This is a genomic window from Pantoea sp. GD03673 (assembly GCF_029844725.1).
Taxonomy (GTDB): Bacteria; Pseudomonadota; Gammaproteobacteria; order Enterobacterales; family Enterobacteriaceae; genus Pantoea.
The window spans coordinates 233,597-250,376 of record NZ_JAOCKJ010000004.1 but is presented as its reverse complement, the minus strand read 5'-3'; the positions used below and the strand labels follow the sequence as shown (position 1 = coordinate 250,376).

The following is a 16,780-nucleotide window of genomic DNA, read 5'->3' as shown; positions in this document are numbered from 1 at the left end:
GCTGATATATTTTCCATCCGTTACTGAATAAACCACAACCAGAACAAGGATATGTTCATTTGCCCTCTTTCAGTGAAACCTCCGCTACAGATCCGATACGCTTAATTGATGTCCTGTTGATGGACACTTTTTTATTCGTCATGGACGTTCGCCACGACAAACAGCTGGTGCGCGATGAAGCATTTTTTTGTTGGGAGGGGGCGCTGGTTGAAGAGGCGAAGTCTCGCCTTGACAGCATGAAAGCAAGCGATGACTTTGTCAGCCATGAGCAATATGCGCAGTGCGGATTGCTTGACCATACGGTAATGAATACCGCGCCGGAGGCAGACGATCGTGTATGGCGAAGAGCACCGCTCGAAGGAGCTTTCCTGGGCACGTTAAGAGCCGGTGAAATCATTCCGGATAATTTACGTAAGCTGTTGCGTCAGGAGGCGCCGGACGGGCGTTTGTTGGTGCTGTACCAGCGTATTTATGCGTTTGGGTTTTGTCGCTTTCTTACCGGCTATGAAAATGAACACCGCCAGGCAATGGAATCCCTCGATGTACTGGTCCATGCCGCTGAACAGCCGCAGTCTGCTCCGCTGATTGTCGAATGCCTTCCGGGTGTGCGCCGTGGGCTGCTGCGCTCGCGCCTGTTTCATGTGATGGTGCTGACGGCTTTGGTTATAACCCTTTACTGTGGTCTTGATTACCTCCTGCATCATTGTCTGCTTGCCTCTCTGTCTGGCTGAGTGAACGATTTCACACAAGATCCGGCAGGCTGATGGTGTGGCGTACCGGGTTACAGAACATGACCTGATGCGCCTGGGTGCAGGGCGAGGGGCGATAGTGTGCCGTCTGTTCAGGTCTTCTGCTGATACAGGGACTTTCTGCCATGACCTCACTGCCGTACGTTCTCAATGCTGACACACTCGACCGCTATCACTTGCAGATTAAAGGCTGCGATATCCCGCTGGATGTGGAATCGTTTGATGCCCGCGAAGCGCTGAGCGAGTGCTACCGTTACATTCTGCGCACTCCTGCCGCCAACGAACTGCGTCTGCAGGATGAGCGCCAGAAAGAGCATATTCACCTCTCAACCCCGCCTGTAAACAGTGAGTTAAACCTCGGCTATAACGTCCTTGAGGACAACCAGAAGGAACTGCGCGGTGAGGGGGCTGAGCTGCGAACTGACGGACACGGTGTCATGCGTGCTGCAAAAGGCGTGTTTATCACCGCTGATGCCCAGCCACAGGTGCAGGACAAGCTGCAGGAGATGGAGCCCGTAATTCAAGAGCTGGAAGCCGCAATACAGGAAGCGGGCAGCCTGCACACGGCAGCCGAACGGGCGAAAGCTGGGCTGGCTGATGTACAGAAACAAACCGAACTGCTCAACAATGCCCCGAAAGACTTGCAACAGCAGGTGCTGTTGCTTTCTGCACCCTCCGGTATCGCTCAGCTGACCCCGTCAAGCATTAAGCTTGCAGCCGGGCAAAAACTTATTGCCAGAACTGGACAGGATACCGATTTCAGCATCGCTAAAGCCTTCAGAATGGCCGTGGGCAGTACGCTGAGTCTGTTTGCCAAAAAGGTCGGAATCAAACTCTATGCTGCAGCCGGAAAAGTGGATATTCAGGCGCAGAGTGATGCGCTGGATATGCTGGCGCAGAAGGACATACAGATAACCAGCAAGGATGGGAAAGTGAAAATATCAGCAAAAACTGAGCTGCTGCTGGAATGTGGCGGCGCGTGGATACAGCTGAAAGACGGCAATATCGTTGAGGGTGGCTCAGGTAACGTCAGCATCAAATGCGGCACCCTGGAAAAACTCGGTCCCGTCTCACAGACCAGTAGTATTATCCTGCCAGAGCATTGCCCGTCCATCGTACTAAGAGCCGCTGGCAACAAAAATGCCAGCGTATCGTTATGACAGGGAAAGCCAGGATGACGGAATACGATTACAGCGATGGCGCGCGCCAGAACAATGCGAAGCAATTGCACACCGCGATAGCCAAAGCCGTGAAAGACAGGGGTGAAAGCCTGTACCTGTTGGTGGACCCGGCGTCCCTGCCTGCCGATATTGACATCCCGCATGTTCAGGCGCTGGTGGCAGAACACCCGGTTCCGGTGATACTGCTTCACGAGTCACTTACCCGTGACAGCGACCCGTGGCTTATCAACATTGAGATGGATAAACCACAACATGTACCGCTGCTGGAAATCAGCATTGGTTTTGCCCTGAACGAACTGCATACGGACCATCTGGGTCAGGGAAACGGTCGGGCGGTCTGTGGCTGGCTGCTGAGCCCGTTTGATGCCGAAACTGTTGCCCGACAACTGGGCAATACCGCCATTCAGTCCCTGAGTGACCATTCACAGATACTGCTGCGCTATTACGACCCGATAGTCCACAGTGTGCTCTGGTCACATTTCAGTGCGCTACAGCATCAGCGCTGGCTGGGCGTGCTCAGCCACTGGCTTTATCCGGATGGCGACGGCCAGATAATTACCCGCGAACATACCCCGGTTTCATCCCCGTTTTTGTCATTCTCGCTGGCGCTGTCGCCGGAGGATGAAGCGATGTTTGATGCGACAGGGAAAGTTAACCGTACCCTTGAACGGCATCGCAGTCTGCACATTAATCACCACCGTCACGGTGAGGTGGAGGCTGTTGTAATTGTCAGTCAGGCCCTTGAACGGGCTTCATCACAGCATGGCTTTAATTATGAACGTGACCAGCAGTTACTGGCGCTTGACTGCCTGCACTGGCATCCACAATTCAATACCCATCCGGATGTGCGGATTTTGCTCTCCCGGAGGGAGCGTGACCTGAGAGCCAGCTATACCGACTGTCTCGCATCACTAAATAAAGCCCGTTACCCGCAACTGTGCAATGAACTGAATGAAAGGAATCAGTAATGGCCGAATTTATCCCTGATATGAATAACTGCCCGATGTGCATGGTGAAAGGACCGGCCCTTATTCCCGCACGCTACGCCGTGGTGACCGACAACATTACCGGGGGAATACCGTCCTGGGCGACACCAGCAAATGCTGAACCCTATAAATTAGTTCCCGGCTACAGCTATGCCCTGCGTGCCATGCGTCAGGGATTTATCTATGTGTTCTATGAAATCAGCCAGCACTGGGATGCTTGGGCGATATGCAAAGATGGCAGCCTGTGGAAACAACCTTCCGGTGCCTATGCTCAGCCAAAGAAAAAGCCTGACTGCAACTCACCGAAGCATCAGGCCACCAATCTGGAAATGATGATCCTCGATGAGATGGCGCTGGAGGGCAATACCTGGCTTGCTTTCTCACCGTCCAAATGGATGCAGGAAACGCTGGAGAGATACGCCAGTGATGCCGATTTGCGTAAAAAACGTATGCAGTGCCTTGAGTCATGGCAGTGGACCACACCTGGTAATTCGCTGGGGGTTGCGGCAGCCTCGCCGGGAAGTCTGGAAAGTATTCTGGACTATAAAGACAGCGGGATGACCCACCCGGCGCAACAGCTGCCATATAACCCTGCGATCCGCCGTATCAGCCAGACGGAACCGAAAGCCCCTTGGTACAACTTTGAAGAAAGCGAAGTCAAACCTCAGGGGACCATTTATCCGTGGAGTCAGAGCCGTATCGGTGGTGCACACCGTACCATGCAGGCGCTGAAGAACCGGCATGAAGGGAAAAACAAATACGATAAGGATATTACACCGCTGGTGATGGCGATAGCAGATCCGGTGGGGATAGCGCATGAGCTGGCAGGGTTCGGAGATGACTTTGCTGCGCTACATAAGGCGTGGATGGACGATTTATCGATTGAGTTTATGTCAGATCAGGCGCTAAACGCTGCTGAAAACCAGCTACATGCACTGAAAAATGCCAGAGCATTAAAGCAATCTGATGACAGAGTTGACTATAACCTGGAGATGATGAAGAAGTATGACCAGTACGGACATACATTGAGTGATGAGGTCATTGCCGACTGGCGAAAAAAAGAATCAGATCGGGCATTTCAGAATAGCGAAGATGAATTTGCCAGTGACTGGAAAAAGTATGCCAAAAAACTAAACCTGCAAAAGCGACAGGCATTTACTGACTGTAACCAACGTTTTTTTGATTGTATGGCGCAAAAGCTGGATTTATTAGCAGCATTACGTGTTGAATGGCTTCGGAATGCTTTATTTGTCTTATGCAGCCAGGATTTTTATTCCACCCGCGTCGAAGATAACCTGAGCTATCTGGAAATTGTGGATTATGCGATCGCATCTCTGAACCTGACACGGCCAGGCACCGATTTTATTGACAAGTTGATAGATCAGTATTCCGCCGATGATGAGCAGAATCTGGTCTGGCGCTCAATCATGCTTAATAACCCCGAGGTCATTAAAGACACCCGATCTTTTTTGAAAGGGATGGAACAATATAAAGATAACCATCATAAAGCGGATCAACTTGCTTATATTGCACTGGCGACCAAGCTGGAAGGTAAGTTCATTAAGGCTTATGCGAAAGCGAATGATATTACTGCTAAAAACCCAACGCCAACGTCATCCTGGTCTCGCGCTATGCTGGCAACTGATCGACGTCTTACCACGCTGGGCGATCGTTTCTTCAGTTTTACCCGTTTGGGTAAAACCCTGGACACGATGAATGAGCTGTTAAGTAAAGTGCTTTTTACTGCCTCGGCAGGTGTTGCAACCGTGGGCGAAGAAGTGGAACGCGGCGTTGCACAGCTTGTCAGTGCAGATGCTTACAGGCAACAGATGTTAGATAACCTGAAACAAAGTGCATCAGGTACTGAAAGTAAGTCAGTAAAAAATACATATAATGCTTATAAAGAACGCTTCAACGATTTTGCTAAAACAGCAGATGGAAAAGATGCTTTAAAAAAATCCCGGATTAAACTGCTGGTTTTTGCTTTTAACGCTCTCGAATATGCCAACTTGCTTAATAAAACGGAGAAAGACCCAAGAAATAATATTGTCAGAGCAACGCTTATCGCCACCTTTCTGAGTACCGTTAATGTCGCCTCAGATGTCATGGTTCCAGCGGTAGAACATGGATTAAAAAGTACTATGTTGACCAACAGTATTAAGTGGGCTGGGAGCGTTTCAGGAAGCAGCGCCTCAACATTGATGCTTGCAATCGATATTATTGGTGGATACAAGGAAGCAACAGGGAAACAGCGCTGGCAATTTATTTCATTATCTTTTGGTAAGGTGGCTGCAGATGCTAGCGTTGCAGTAAAAGCGCTAGAAGGGCTACTGAATTTTGCCATTGAAAGAGAGGTCATGTCTGTTAATCATATATTATTTAGAGGGGTTTCCCGTATTTTAGCAATAAAAATGACCGCCTTTTTAGCTACCTGGCAGGTGATGATTGCTATCTTTATTATTGAGCAATTGGTCATTTATTTTTCCGATAATGATTTACAGGACTGGTGTGAGGCCAGCGTATTTGGCGAACTTCCTGAAGTGTCATTAACTTCGACAGAAAAGATTGAATTACTAAAAGTGCGAAATGGACTTCTTAAAAAACAGGAAGATAGTTTTATTCAAGCTGTAAAGGTGATCCAATGAAGGTCGATCGTTTAATAAAAGATGCTATTTATTTTGAAGAATTTAGAAAGCAAAAAGCAAGTTTTGAAAGCGATATTAGGGTTCATGAAAAACTGTTGGCAAAGCATCAACAGAGCAGTCTGTCATTGAGGTATAGTGAAGAAGCAAAGAAAAAAATCCCTGAGATAAATGCGATCTTGGAAAAAGAACCTCCTTCACCCGAACTACCACCACGCCAGCCACTAATAAAAGTGTGCGGGATGCTGGAGGAAATCGAAATACTGTTTACCAGAGGTTTTTTTACTGATCGGGAATACGAAACAGAAGAGTTTGTTCGCAAAGAAAGGAGTCGACATTGGGGGAGCGTATTGCTGGCAGTTATCGGTGAATCTGCCGCAGCAGCAGTAAGCTCGCAGGGTGAAATCCGTCAGACTGATGTCTTCGACTTTGTGAAAGGAAAAGTTAATGGTGTCCCTTTTTATGGCTGGTTTGGAAGAACAACAGCAAAGCAAGGTGATTACATTGAACTTGCCGTAGTAGCGAAGGGGGGACACTACGAAGCTTATGCATTAGCCGTGCCTGAATTACGAATCATTTCAATGTTGCCACGTTGTTATCAAAGTGTACGTTCAAAAGCAGCCGATGAAATAAAAGGATGCTTCATTATGCCAGTGGTTATTGCTGCAATTGTCGCTGTTGTTGGAGCTTTTGCGCTTGGCTTTAATTTTGACATGGGATATTTTCAGCTAGTAGGCGGAGTCGCTGCCATGACTGTTTTATATAGCATTCTCGCCTTGCCGTTTACTTATCGTTTAAGTTTAAAAAAGCCAAAGCCAACAAATGCTATGGCACAAAAAATTTTCACTGTTTTAGAAATGAAAAATCCGGAAGATGTAAATTTAGAAAGAACGACAAAGGAAGTGTTGAAAAATAAAAGTGACAAACAGAATGAAGATCGTGTCATGCCTAAAAAAAATCTCTTGTCAGATTATTATTATTTTTACTAAAAGGGCTTCTCTGTGTCCAAAGGTATTATCCGTAAAGGCGATAAGCTTACCAGTGGTGGTGAAGTGATCTCAGCCTCTTCGACGATCAAAGTTGAAGGTATTGTTGCATCCCGGATTGGCGATCTGGTCAGTTGCCCTAAACAGCGGCATGGGAGCAACCCTATCGTCGGCAGCACATCGCAATGGCTTTCTGAAAGCGGTGAGCTGGCATTTGATCAGCGCTACTGTGAGTGTAGCTGCCAGGTCATAAGCAGTTCCCTAATACTGTATTTGCAGACTAAGGATCGCTAATGGAATGGAAGATCCCACAGCCTGATCCTGTCCTCACTGTTCGCTCCACTAACTGGGCTCTCTGGTGGCGTGTGGCATCTGTTGTGTGTCTGCTGATTGTTTTATCCGGGGTTGGCGGCTGGTTTATGCTTAAAGATAATCGGATCTGGCTATATACCTTTGGTGGCGTGATTGCCTGGGGGCTGGTTTGTGCACTTCTGCCAGGCTGGATGCCGTTTCGCTCGGGTGTAGATGGTGAACATGCCGAAGGCATCGCGGAGTATAACCGTCTGCTGGAGCATGACTGGCGTCGTACTCACCGCAGCGTGACCGGCTCCACTGGCAGATGCTGAGCCAGTGCGGCGGCAGTTTTCTGTGGATGATGGATAACACGGAAGTGCTGCGTAACACACTGGCGGCGGCAGAAGTGGAAACGCTACCTTATGCGTGGCGTGGATAATGAAGTGACTCTCAACTCTGGCCATTTCAGCTGTGAAGGGGATGTATGGCAGTTTGGCTCCCTGCTGAACCAGTATGCTGATATGCACCTGTATAACCCTCTGACACTGATACTGGAGCCGTCAGGGAATGTCTGCGATGGAAAGAGAATCACAACTGAGTTTTACCGAACTGGAAGAGAGGTCTGGAAGATAACTGCCGTACACCAGCTTCTACCGGTCTATGCAGTGGCTGGAGCAGCGGCACCCCGGACTACCACTCATTGGCAGTACTTCACAGATAAAGAATGACCCGGTTCATTTACGTCTGAATCCGGGGATGGGATTCCCGTCCGGTGAATTTAAGGGCATTGAGGTTAACGCCGAAGATGACCCGAAATCACCGCCCACAGTCAGAACCACCTTTATGGAACTCTAGGGCATCGACTCACCGCTGCCGATAGCCTATATCGACGATATCACCCAAAGTCGTGAGGGGCATGAAACGGTTGAGCATTTCTCGATATATTCAACTGCCACATTCTCACGCAGTTTTATCGCATCTGGTATAAACACAACTATCCGGTAACTTTTGAACCGGTCGGCACTGACCACATTTCCCAACGCCTGTTGGGAATAGGCGGGCTGGGTATCCCCGGTACTGAAAACAATCTGGATGCGCCGTTGTCACGATTTCCTTATATTCCCGATATGCTGCATCAGCCGGTTAAAACCGCAGATGGCCTGAAGCAACTGGTGCGCATGGTCACCCCGGATACCGAAGCAATTATTGTTCCAAACTACCGGCGTAAAGTGGAAGTCCCCGAGCCCCGCTTTGACGTCACCTTTTTCCTTGATGACCGCCCTATATTCGGCGGCATTGCAGAGGACATTAACAGCGCGGTAGAAATTCGTCTGTATACCGAAAGCAAAGCCGATTCCCGAGGATGGATGCCTCCGCATCAGCCGCTGTTCCACGACCTGCAGTCCCTGCTGCGGATATACCCTGGCTGGCGCTACGATGCGTATATCACCCTGACGATACTGCGGTGTTGTACCGGATAAATGCAGCGGTGGCCGGCCTGCCCACGTACGGTTATCGACGGGTATGGGCACTGTTGCGACGAGAATCTGAGCAGGACGGGCAGCCTGTTGTTAACGCAAAACGGGTGTACCGCATTATGAGCACCCATCATCTGCTTCTTGAGCAAAAACCTGCTGATAACCACCGGAAGCGGGCCCATAAAGGACGCGTGGCGGTGACTGACAGCAACCGACGCTGGTGTTCAGTCGGCTTTGAGTTCCGCTGCGACAATGGCGAAAAGTTGCGGGTAACTTTCGCCAATAACTGCTGTGACCGGGAAATCATCGACCAGGCCGCAGGCTCAGGTGGTAATGACCAAGATACCGTGCAGGAGGTGATGTCGGGTGCGGTAGAAAAACGCTTCGGGCAGCATCTGCTGTCAGCGTCACTGGAATGGCTGACGGACAATGGTTCGGCCTACAGAGCACATGAAACGCGAGCGTTCGCCCGGATGCCGGGGCTGGAACCGTGCACGACAAGAGTGCGCAGTCCGGAAAGCAACGGCATAGCAGAGAGCTTTGTGAAAACGATGAAGCGGGATTATACAGCATCATGCCTAAACCGGACTGCCAGATTGCGTAAATCAATCTGGCAGTAACGTTCAGCCATCACAATGAACATCATCCTCACAGCGCGCTGGGATATCGTTCGCTGCGGGAATTTATACGCAGGAAATTATCGCAACCGTAAGAGAGAAAATGCGTCTGTATTTACAGGGCCAAATCCTTCCTTTGCATATCAACCTGCGTCCATTCCGGGTCCAGAATGTCAGAACGGCGAAGCCCCGTAGCCAGCGCAAAGATGTAGTGGCGAACAAAAACTGGCCACCGCGTCAGAGTTTATCCAGTATCGGTTTTCCGATTCGCTCGGTGGTTACTCACCATTATATACGTGCAGTCTGAGTGCGCTGTAATATCCAGCGATATAGTCCGTTATTACGTGAGTTGCATCGCTGAAGCTTACGTAAACCTTCACCGGCACCCACTCGTTCTTCAGACTCCTGAAGATCTCCATCGGGCTGTTATCCCGGCAGTTTCCGCGCCGGCCCATTCTCTGCCTGAGCCGGTATCGCCACAGTAATTGTCGGAACTGCCTGCTCGTATAATGGCTGCCCTGGTCACTGTGAAACATCACTCCGACGGGCTTACTACGAGTTTCCCATGCTATTTCCACCGCTTTCATGGTGAGTCTGTTGTCCGGCGAGAACAACAATGCCCAACCCACGGGTTTTCTAGCGAACAGGTCGAGAACAACGGCGAGGAACGCCCGGCGCTTACCCGTCCAGATATAGGTCACATCACCGCACTATACCTGGTTTGGCTCTATTACAGCGAACGGCTGCTCAAGATGATTAGGGATAGCAATATGCTCATGACCACCACGCCTGTACCAGTGAGTTGGCTGCTGGCAACTCACTAGCCCCGGCTCTTTCATTAACCTGCAAGCGAGCCAGCGCCCCATCTGGTAAGCCTCTCTGGGTTGCCATTGTGGCAATGCTTCCTGCTTCGGCCGAACCGTGGCTGATACCATGCAGCTCAGGTACCTGACTGCGCAATACAGCCTGTCAGCCGTCTGGTTTTTCAGGCTTTTCCAGTATTTGTAGCTGCTGCGATGAACCCCGTCTTGTTCTGAGATGAGCATATCACCCCTGTTCAGGTGGACTGATTCAGTAAACTACTACACATGGCATTAGCTGGCGTGGGATTTGTAAACCAACCACAGCTACGTGAGAAGAGGTCGAACAGATAATAAAAATAATGCCAGCCAGTGCAGGCAGAGAAATGAAACGCATGAAATATCATTGTCTCGGAAAAACAGAGGCTGTCAGGCTAGTTGCTGGCCTGCTTTAGCAGCACGGCATACTTTGCCATATCAACCATCCGCTCCTTATCTGGGTCAAGCTCATCCCTATTCAACACAATCCGCCAGTCATTTTTACGAAAATCGGGCTTGCGGTACTGTGCGACGATGGCAACAAATTGTGCCTGTTCCTCCATCGGCATGGTGAACGGCACCGTTTGCTGCGGGCGAATCTGTACTTGTTTTTTTGCCACCAAATCGGCACTCAGAGCATGGTCTGCATCACTAATCAACGTGTTGTAGTCCGCTTTATCAAATGCCTGTCGGTCTTTGAGCGTAAAGACCTGCACGCGCGTAGCGAGTGACATGCCATCCTCATCCGGGTTTAGCTCGGCGCGAGCATGAAACTCCAGATGCACGGTTTTCACCTTCTTATAAAACACTGCTTTTGCCACGTCTTTTGTGCCGTCAGTGATGCTTTGCGTCAGGCCACAGCCTGCCACCAGCGCGGTGAACATCAGGGGCAGGGAGCGTTGTATTGTCCGTTTCATTAATCGTCATCCACTTCTGTTACTTTGCGTTATTGCGGATTAAGCGCTAGCCCTTCATAAGAACCAAGCAGCACCGTCAACGTATCTGAATCATTGTTATCATTTTTTCCCGGCAGGAAGGCACAACCCGCGAAGGTACTCTGCAGGGCGTCAGCTTTTGCGCTAAAACGCGGAACCGGAAATAACCGGCGCGACAGAGTCAGCGTCGTATCGCCAGCCTGGGTATACCCGCAGTAGGGAGAGCAAATCATGGTAAAGCGGTGGGTTTGGTGGCTGCCATCCACGCGCATCAGCGGGACTTTCTGTATAGAGCAGGATCGCCACCGTGCTGTTGACGTCGGTCGCTTTCCCCCTGGCACCGGCTGATTGTCCAGGCTGAAATGCCTGTCGAGCCGTGGCTCAGGTACGTTAACCCGGCGCTTACAATTTGGGGTGATGGTAGCGCGGGTGTCAGGTGTGACAAGCCGGACCTGCGCTTCAAGGCCTTAGGCAGTTCTCCCCGGCTGGCGCAGAACGCCCGGCAGCGACAGGAAGCGAGACAGCGGTGTGCGAAAAGCGGTTGAGCAGGGAGCCACACATCCACACATCCCCTTCACCCGCAAAGTGAGCGGTATCCAGCGTGACGTCAATATCTACGCCGCGCTGCCGATAACTCGGCCAGCGCTGAAGCCGCCAGTGCCGAATATCATCGCTAAGTTTCATGCCGTCTGCATCGGGCGATATCTCAGCAACGCAGGCTGAAGGCAAGGGACGCAGTGCGTGCGGCACAGCAGACTGATAATGCCCTCGGTCAGCTCAGAGTAATCATCGTCGAGCTTCTTACGCAGCCGCCCATTGAGAAAGGCGAATCCCTCAGGCTCTCAACTGAGTCATCCGCTGCACCGTGCGTGGTCAATCTCATCATGCTTGCCTGCCCGGGATGCTGACGGGCAAATTCTCGTGCCGCATCTTTGATATAATGCAGTTCGGCTTCGTCGTAGCGCAGGGTTAGATCATCCAATATTTTGTCCCCTGCGGGATTTTGTATCTGAAGTCTGGATTCCGTTATCCTGAAGATAAGGTTTCAATTGTTTCCAGAAGGCCAATCCCTGGTTCATTTTTTTGCATTCTTCCATGCTGTAATAGAGAATAATTAGCCATTCCAACATGTAAACACAGGAAAAAAATTTGACTACAGGATCATCAAATCCTGTGGACTCCTGAAGCATAGTCAGATATACAGCAACGCATATTAGTAAGGCTGCGATAAAAGGGAATATTCCAAAAAACCATTTGGAACACTTAGCGCCACGAACATTGAAATGAAATTCGGTTGGCGATATAAACATTATGCTTCGGCAAGCTAGAAAATAGCGGCCCTTAATGTCTTTGAAACTTAAACCGCTGTCTGAATAAAATCCAATAATCAGACGATTGATTTTATTATGGAATGTTAGGCCGATACGTTCGTAGCAAGCTTTTATCTCAGCCTGCTTTAATACAACCAACTCCTTGGCTTCAGAAGTAGGGGTTCATGTAATTCGCGAATCTGCTTTAATATCTTTATGCGAACATCATCATTCACGGTATTAAACTGACTGTCGCGTGAATACTGCCATCGTGCGTAAAAAAATGCCGCTATTCCTGAAAGAAAAGTCAGAATGCTGCCCGCACTACTTAATATTTTTATAAGTTCTGTCATTCGTCTTCAGATTCTTTAATTTGATTGGCAAACACCTGCTGTGGCAACCTGAACCCTTTCAATCCAAGCAGCGCCAGCGGACCGTTCGACACTTCCGTGCGCAGCATATAGTTAAGACCAAAGCCGTCGCTGGTTTTCCAGCTCAGCTTGTAGGTGCTGTTATCCACGGCAGTGACCTGAGCGCGGTCCAGCAATCGAATCAGGCCCCAGCTGCCCGGATAGCTGGCGTAAATGCGCTCACCTGTGGTGGTAGTTACCCATGAGAGCGAAGTGCGCGGTTTCCAGTGGCTGTCAGGCCAGCTGATGTTCTGCCACTGCTCCTGCTGGTTGTGATAATCCAGCACCAGCTGGTCGAGCTGCAGGATGGTCTGTATCACGTCCCTGCCAGGCTTACCCATCAGCGCAAACTGTACGCTGGCATCACCGCCGGTAAAGGCCACGTCGGCCAGCGCACTGAGCTGATTCAGCGCATCGATAAACGCCGGGTTGAAGTGCAGCCCCTGTGCAGCCATGGCATCCGGTACCCAGCGTCGACCTTCCTTACGCAGCACGCCGCCCAGGTTCTCCTTCACGAACTGCGTGACGCGTCCGGTGTCGTTGCGCAGATACTGCGACAGCAGCGGCAGTGACGCTTCGCTCTGCTTCTGCGGCGAGAACGGCCAGCGGTCGTTGAAGTCACTTTCCCAGTCCTGCACGATGCTGGTCTGCCACTGGCTATTAATGCTGGATGCGGTCGGTGCCAGCACCTGCTGCCACGCCTGCACCATAGGCTGTACGAATACCGCCTGTCCAAAGCCGCTCCACTCCTGACCAAGACTTGCGGCGACCAGGCTTCCATAGTCGCGGGTATCGGTGATATCCACCGACTTGCCCCGGAACACGGTCTGCGCCAGCGCCTGCATCATGGCTTGCGGATCAGCTGCGCCGGTGACTTGCTGTAGTTTGAGGCGCACGCGGGTGACGCGGGTGAGGAAGGTCTGCAGGCTCAGGCTGTTGCCGCTGTCGTTACTGCGGTCCATCAGGCTCAGCACCGGGGCAAAGGTAGCATCCATCGGGCCATGCGGACCGGACTTCTGGTCGATGTTGTTTTGCGGGGCGTGGTTCAGCAGGTTTTTGGCTGATTTCACCAGCGAATCGCTGAGTGCCTCGCGCATCTGTCCGGTGCGTCCCTGCTGGTTAAGCGTGTTCATCAGCGCCACTAACGGTGACTGGCGCACGTCGGCCAGCAGCGTCAGCTGGTCGATGGCGTCTGACAGCGTATCGGCCTGCTGCCAGCGAATGCCGTTAAGGAAATCCTGCCAGGCTCCGGCATAGTCGGTGAAGTAGCGTTCGGTGAGGCGGGCCTTCAGCATCTCGGGCGAGTTCTCGCTGCCGGACGGCTGCTCGCTGTCGCTCAGCACCCAGTCGATTTCCTCGCGCCGATCACTCACCACCTTTTCAATGGCGGGTTGCACCGCACCTTCCCACGCCTGGCGAGTAAACATGCCCGACACTACGCTGTCGCTGACAAACAGCCGCCCGGCATCGGTATCGCCGGTCATGTCATGCAGGCTGAGGTCCGCGTAGTTGTGGGATACCCGCGCCAGCACCTTCTGGTACTGAGCCGATTCACCGTTGCGCATGCCGATGGTGCGCAGCAGGGCGGTGCGTGACGCTGAGACCAGCGCCATATCCGGCTTTATCTGCCATTCTTTATGATCAGGCAGATGCTGCGCCATAAAGCGCAGTTGGTTTGCGCCTTCCGCCTGCCAGAGTCCCAGGCTGACGTCTTTGCGCTGCGGCCAGACGCGCATTACCGTGTCGGCAAACAGCGCTGCATCCATCTTCTGCGGATGGCTCAGCATCAGATACGCTTTCAGCCAGCCATAAGCGTCTTTACTTTGCTCAGCACGCTGCGGGTCGTTGACCGGCAGTGTGCTCCAGCGTTCCAGAGCCATTGAAAGATGCTGTACCGCGCCGTCTCGCAGCTCGGGCAGAGCAATACGCGCGTAATGCGGCCACAGCGCATTGAGCAGCGCATCATTCTGACTCAGTCCAAGACGACTATTCCAGGGCGTGCCGTGCTGACGCCGCCAGTCGAGCTGGTCCACTTTTCGCTGTAGCTGGCCGAAGCTGATAAGTCGTTTATCCTCCGGCAGTGAAACATCAGCAGCAGCCTGCACAAGCTGCTGCGCCTCACTCATGGCACGATGGTTAGTCCACCATGACAGCAGCAATCCACCCCACAGTAACAGCAGTACCGCCATCACCGTCTGATAAACTACGCGCTCCCAGGCAAACCCGGCGCGACGGATTTTCAGGCCCGGCAGGTCGTCCAGAATACGTTGCCAGCTGTTGTCAGGCAGCCAGCGATGTTTGTCGGCGTCCTTCGCAGCAACCGGCGGGCTGAACATCACACCACGCAACGGCACCGCATAAGGTCCGGTCAGCAGCGGCGTGCTCAGACGCTGAAATTGCTCAGCAGCGCCATCGCGCAGCATGGCGCTTAGCTGCAGCAGAAAAGCAAAGTGAGAATTGTTCATGCCCTGGCGGATGCCGGGTTCGGTGAGCTGAGCGGGCAACGTCTGCAGAGCAGCAGCCAGTTCTGCTGGAGATGCCTGCGCGGGCAGCAGCACGCCGACCGGCTGGGTCTCGCGCTCCTGCTGCGGCCAGACGTAGTTCTGCACTTCCCACAGGTAAAGCGGCACCTGCCAGCCAAGTTTTTTGCAGCGCTCCGTCAGCTGACGCGCAACGGTGTCAGTTGGCATCGCCTGACGCAGCGCGGCATCATACGCCAGCACGATGGCGCTGACCGGGCAGCGCCTGAGCTTACGCAGCGCGGTGATGCGCACACTTTCCGCGCCAGAGGTGAGATTACCGCCCCAGACGGCGACCACGCCGTTAGCTTCCAGCCACTGGGCTTCGACCAGTCCCGGTATAATTTGCCCGGCCTGATGCGGCGTGCCGGTAATAACAACAAACCTTACCTTACGCTTCCATCTTCGCCCGTAGTGATGACTTAAGTAAGTGCGAATCTCATTAATGAAAGTGGGCTCTGCTGGCGTATCTTTCTTTACGTGGGGATTTCCTGTCGACTCTGGCATTCGCTGGCGATACTGCCGCCAGGCCACCTGCAGCAGTGCTGTTACCGCCATCATGGCCAGCCAGTACAGTCCCTGTTGCTGGCGAGTGAGATGCCATTCCGGCCCGAAAAACCAGATAGCTAATCCGGCAATCAGCCCGACCACCAGCAGCATCATCATGCTGCCCGGAATACGAAAAAGACGCTTATTCATAACTAAAGGCTCCAGCACTGACACTACAGAACGTCAGCACGTTTTGTTCCTTGTGGAGTAAAACCTGCGTTCCCTTGCGGCATTCAGCCATCTGCATCATCAGGGTGACAGCAAAAAAAGGACTCTCTTCACTGACCTTGCCGAGCCAGTGAAGAATATGGTGTTGTGTTATTTCAGGTAGTGCGATTTTGTCTGATGATGTCGTCTGCAGGCAGGCTGCTCGCTGTATCATGACTGGTGCGGCCAGCGCGGATGTACCTGCGCTGAGCCACAAATCTGAAGCCTGCTGCGCCAGTGGCTGGTAATTCAGAAACTGTATGATTTCCTGAGATGTTTCCCCTTCACTTGCTCGCATGGGACGATGCAACGTTGCGCGTACCGGCAGGCTGAATTTGTTCACTGAGGGTCCCAGCAGCCAGGCAACAGCGCCCTGAGTACAGTTGCGGTTGTCTCCCCAGTCAGAAAGTACAATCAGTCGACAGACAGCGGTATCTTCACTGTCTGCCCATCGAAACAGCGTGGAGAAAATATTACTGCTGTCAGTAACTGCGGCTGAAATGGACGCAAGAGGTAATTCCGCCTCTACACAAAAACGTTGAAGTTCGCGCACGCTCACTGATTCGGGAAGTGATACCGTCAGCGGATGGCGACCCACTGCCGCTCGAAGAGCGGGAAGAAGTGGCAGCAATAATTCCCGTAACAGGGAAGCCGGGCCGGGGTGGGGGCCTGGAGAGTAAGCTTCTTCGCTGACGACCGGCTGAGGCGCTAACATCACAGGGGGAACCTGCTGCGGAAATATAAAACTGTAATCCAGTACTGACAGCCCCTTTTGCGACCAGCGTTGCCACTCAGCGTCCTGCAGTTGATTATAAAGGTGCAGCCCTTGCGCATGTTCATGGTCCACGCCACAGCGGTACATCATCCAGCCTGCTACCAGTGCACAAAGCAGCCCCCACCCAGCGACTGCACCAAAGGCATACAACCAGATGCGGCCATCCCTGAGCCACAACCAGCCCAGTGCGGCGATAGATAACACGAATACGGCGATTATCAGGCTTACACGCCACAACAAGGCCCAGCGAAGCGGCTTAATTGCAGGGACTGGATGCGGAGATGGAATATTCCAGTGCATAGG

Annotated in this window: 16 protein-coding genes and 4 pseudogenes; 10 read left to right on the top strand and 10 right to left on the bottom strand. The window is 52.1% G+C overall.

Annotation, left to right across the window (positions count from 1 at the left end; translation table 11 throughout):
* The first annotated feature begins 59 nt into the window (after positions 1 to 59).
* A complete protein-coding gene (locus N5J69_RS09380; RefSeq protein ID WP_279769796.1) occupies positions 60 to 731 on the top strand; it encodes a DotU family type IV/VI secretion system protein in 672 nt (223 codons plus the stop codon).
* Between the two features lie 10 nt (positions 732 to 741).
* On the opposite strand, the gene N5J69_RS09375 is transcribed toward N5J69_RS09380, so the two are convergent.
* Complete coding sequence (locus N5J69_RS09375) at positions 742 to 876, bottom strand: hypothetical protein (protein ID WP_279769795.1); 135 nt, start codon at positions 874 to 876, stop codon at positions 742 to 744.
* On the opposite strand from N5J69_RS09375, the gene N5J69_RS09370 reads away from it, so the two are divergent.
* The 9 genes and pseudogenes from N5J69_RS09370 to N5J69_RS09330 all read left to right on the top strand — a co-directional run.
* The gene (locus N5J69_RS09370; RefSeq protein ID WP_279769793.1) at positions 875 to 1,909 is read left to right on the top strand and encodes a type VI secretion system Vgr family protein; all 1,035 of its coding nucleotides are present in this window, start codon (positions 875 to 877) and stop codon (positions 1,907 to 1,909) included. The genes N5J69_RS09375 and N5J69_RS09370 overlap by 2 nt on opposite strands.
* 14 nt (positions 1,910 to 1,923) lie before the next feature.
* On the top strand, positions 1,924 to 2,898 hold the full coding sequence (locus tag N5J69_RS09365) for a DUF4123 domain-containing protein (RefSeq protein ID WP_279769791.1): 975 nt from the start codon (positions 1,924 to 1,926) through the stop codon (positions 2,896 to 2,898).
* Positions 2,898 to 5,561: a T6SS effector BTH_I2691 family protein gene (locus tag N5J69_RS09360; protein ID WP_279769789.1), complete on the top strand. Its 2,664-nt coding sequence runs from the start codon at positions 2,898 to 2,900 to the stop codon at positions 5,559 to 5,561. Before N5J69_RS09365 ends, N5J69_RS09360 begins: the two co-directional genes overlap by 1 nt.
* Positions 5,558 to 6,547, top strand: a complete 990-nt coding sequence (locus N5J69_RS09355; RefSeq protein WP_279769787.1) for a putative type VI secretion system effector — start codon at positions 5,558 to 5,560, stop codon at positions 6,545 to 6,547. Before N5J69_RS09360 ends, N5J69_RS09355 begins: the two co-directional genes overlap by 4 nt.
* 12 nt (positions 6,548 to 6,559) lie before the next feature.
* Positions 6,560 to 6,838 (top strand): PAAR domain-containing protein, encoded by a 279-nt coding sequence (locus N5J69_RS09350; RefSeq protein ID WP_279769785.1) that lies wholly within the window; start codon positions 6,560 to 6,562, stop codon positions 6,836 to 6,838.
* On the top strand, positions 6,838 to 7,170 hold the full coding sequence (locus N5J69_RS09345; RefSeq protein ID WP_279769783.1) for a hypothetical protein: 333 nt from the start codon (positions 6,838 to 6,840) through the stop codon (positions 7,168 to 7,170). The genes N5J69_RS09350 and N5J69_RS09345 overlap by 1 nt, the downstream gene beginning before the upstream one ends.
* 328 nt (positions 7,171 to 7,498) lie before the next feature.
* Complete coding sequence (locus tag N5J69_RS09340; RefSeq protein WP_279769780.1) at positions 7,499 to 7,693, top strand: type VI secretion system baseplate subunit TssG; 195 nt, start codon at positions 7,499 to 7,501, stop codon at positions 7,691 to 7,693.
* Between the two features lie 86 nt (positions 7,694 to 7,779).
* Entirely contained in the window at positions 7,780 to 8,319 is a 540-nt protein-coding gene (locus tag N5J69_RS09335) for a type VI secretion system baseplate subunit TssG (protein ID WP_347882075.1), read from the top strand.
* A pseudogene (locus N5J69_RS09330) lies at positions 8,295 to 9,028 on the top strand (IS3 family transposase); the annotation flags it as partial. The gene N5J69_RS09335 and the pseudogene N5J69_RS09330, both read left to right, overlap by 25 nt.
* A 35-nt stretch (positions 9,029 to 9,063) precedes the next feature.
* On the opposite strand, the pseudogene N5J69_RS09325 reads toward N5J69_RS09330, so the two are convergent.
* From N5J69_RS09325 to N5J69_RS09285, 9 genes and pseudogenes are all read right to left on the bottom strand, one after another.
* Positions 9,064 to 9,141, bottom strand: a pseudogene (locus N5J69_RS09325) (hypothetical protein); the annotation flags it as partial.
* A pseudogene (locus N5J69_RS09320) lies at positions 9,107 to 9,958 on the bottom strand (IS3 family transposase); the annotation flags it as partial. The pseudogenes N5J69_RS09325 and N5J69_RS09320, both read right to left, overlap by 35 nt.
* 209 nt (positions 9,959 to 10,167) lie before the next feature.
* The gene (gene tssJ / locus N5J69_RS09315) at positions 10,168 to 10,689 is read right to left on the bottom strand and encodes a type VI secretion system lipoprotein TssJ (protein ID WP_279769777.1); all 522 of its coding nucleotides are present in this window, start codon (positions 10,687 to 10,689) and stop codon (positions 10,168 to 10,170) included.
* A 29-nt stretch (positions 10,690 to 10,718) separates the two neighbouring features.
* Positions 10,719 to 10,979: a hypothetical protein gene (locus N5J69_RS09310; protein WP_279769775.1), complete on the bottom strand. Its 261-nt coding sequence runs from the start codon at positions 10,977 to 10,979 to the stop codon at positions 10,719 to 10,721.
* Between the two features lie 187 nt (positions 10,980 to 11,166).
* Positions 11,167 to 11,391, bottom strand: coding sequence for a hypothetical protein (locus N5J69_RS09305; RefSeq protein ID WP_279770116.1), 225 nt, complete (start codon positions 11,389 to 11,391; stop codon positions 11,167 to 11,169).
* A gap of 9 nt (positions 11,392 to 11,400) precedes the next feature.
* Positions 11,401 to 11,689: pseudogene (locus N5J69_RS09300) on the bottom strand (type VI secretion system baseplate subunit TssF); the annotation flags it as partial.
* A complete protein-coding gene (locus tag N5J69_RS09295) occupies positions 11,682 to 12,176 on the bottom strand; it encodes a hypothetical protein (protein WP_279769773.1) in 495 nt (164 codons plus the stop codon). The gene N5J69_RS09295 and the pseudogene N5J69_RS09300, both read right to left, overlap by 8 nt.
* Positions 12,177 to 12,366: 190 nt before the next feature.
* Entirely contained in the window at positions 12,367 to 15,645 is a 3,279-nt protein-coding gene (locus N5J69_RS09290; protein WP_279769772.1) for an ImcF-related family protein, read from the bottom strand.
* The gene (locus tag N5J69_RS09285; RefSeq protein WP_279769770.1) at positions 15,638 to 16,777 is read right to left on the bottom strand and encodes a hypothetical protein; all 1,140 of its coding nucleotides are present in this window, start codon (positions 16,775 to 16,777) and stop codon (positions 15,638 to 15,640) included. The genes N5J69_RS09290 and N5J69_RS09285 overlap by 8 nt, the downstream gene beginning before the upstream one ends.
* Between the last annotated feature and the right edge of the window lie 3 nt (positions 16,778 to 16,780).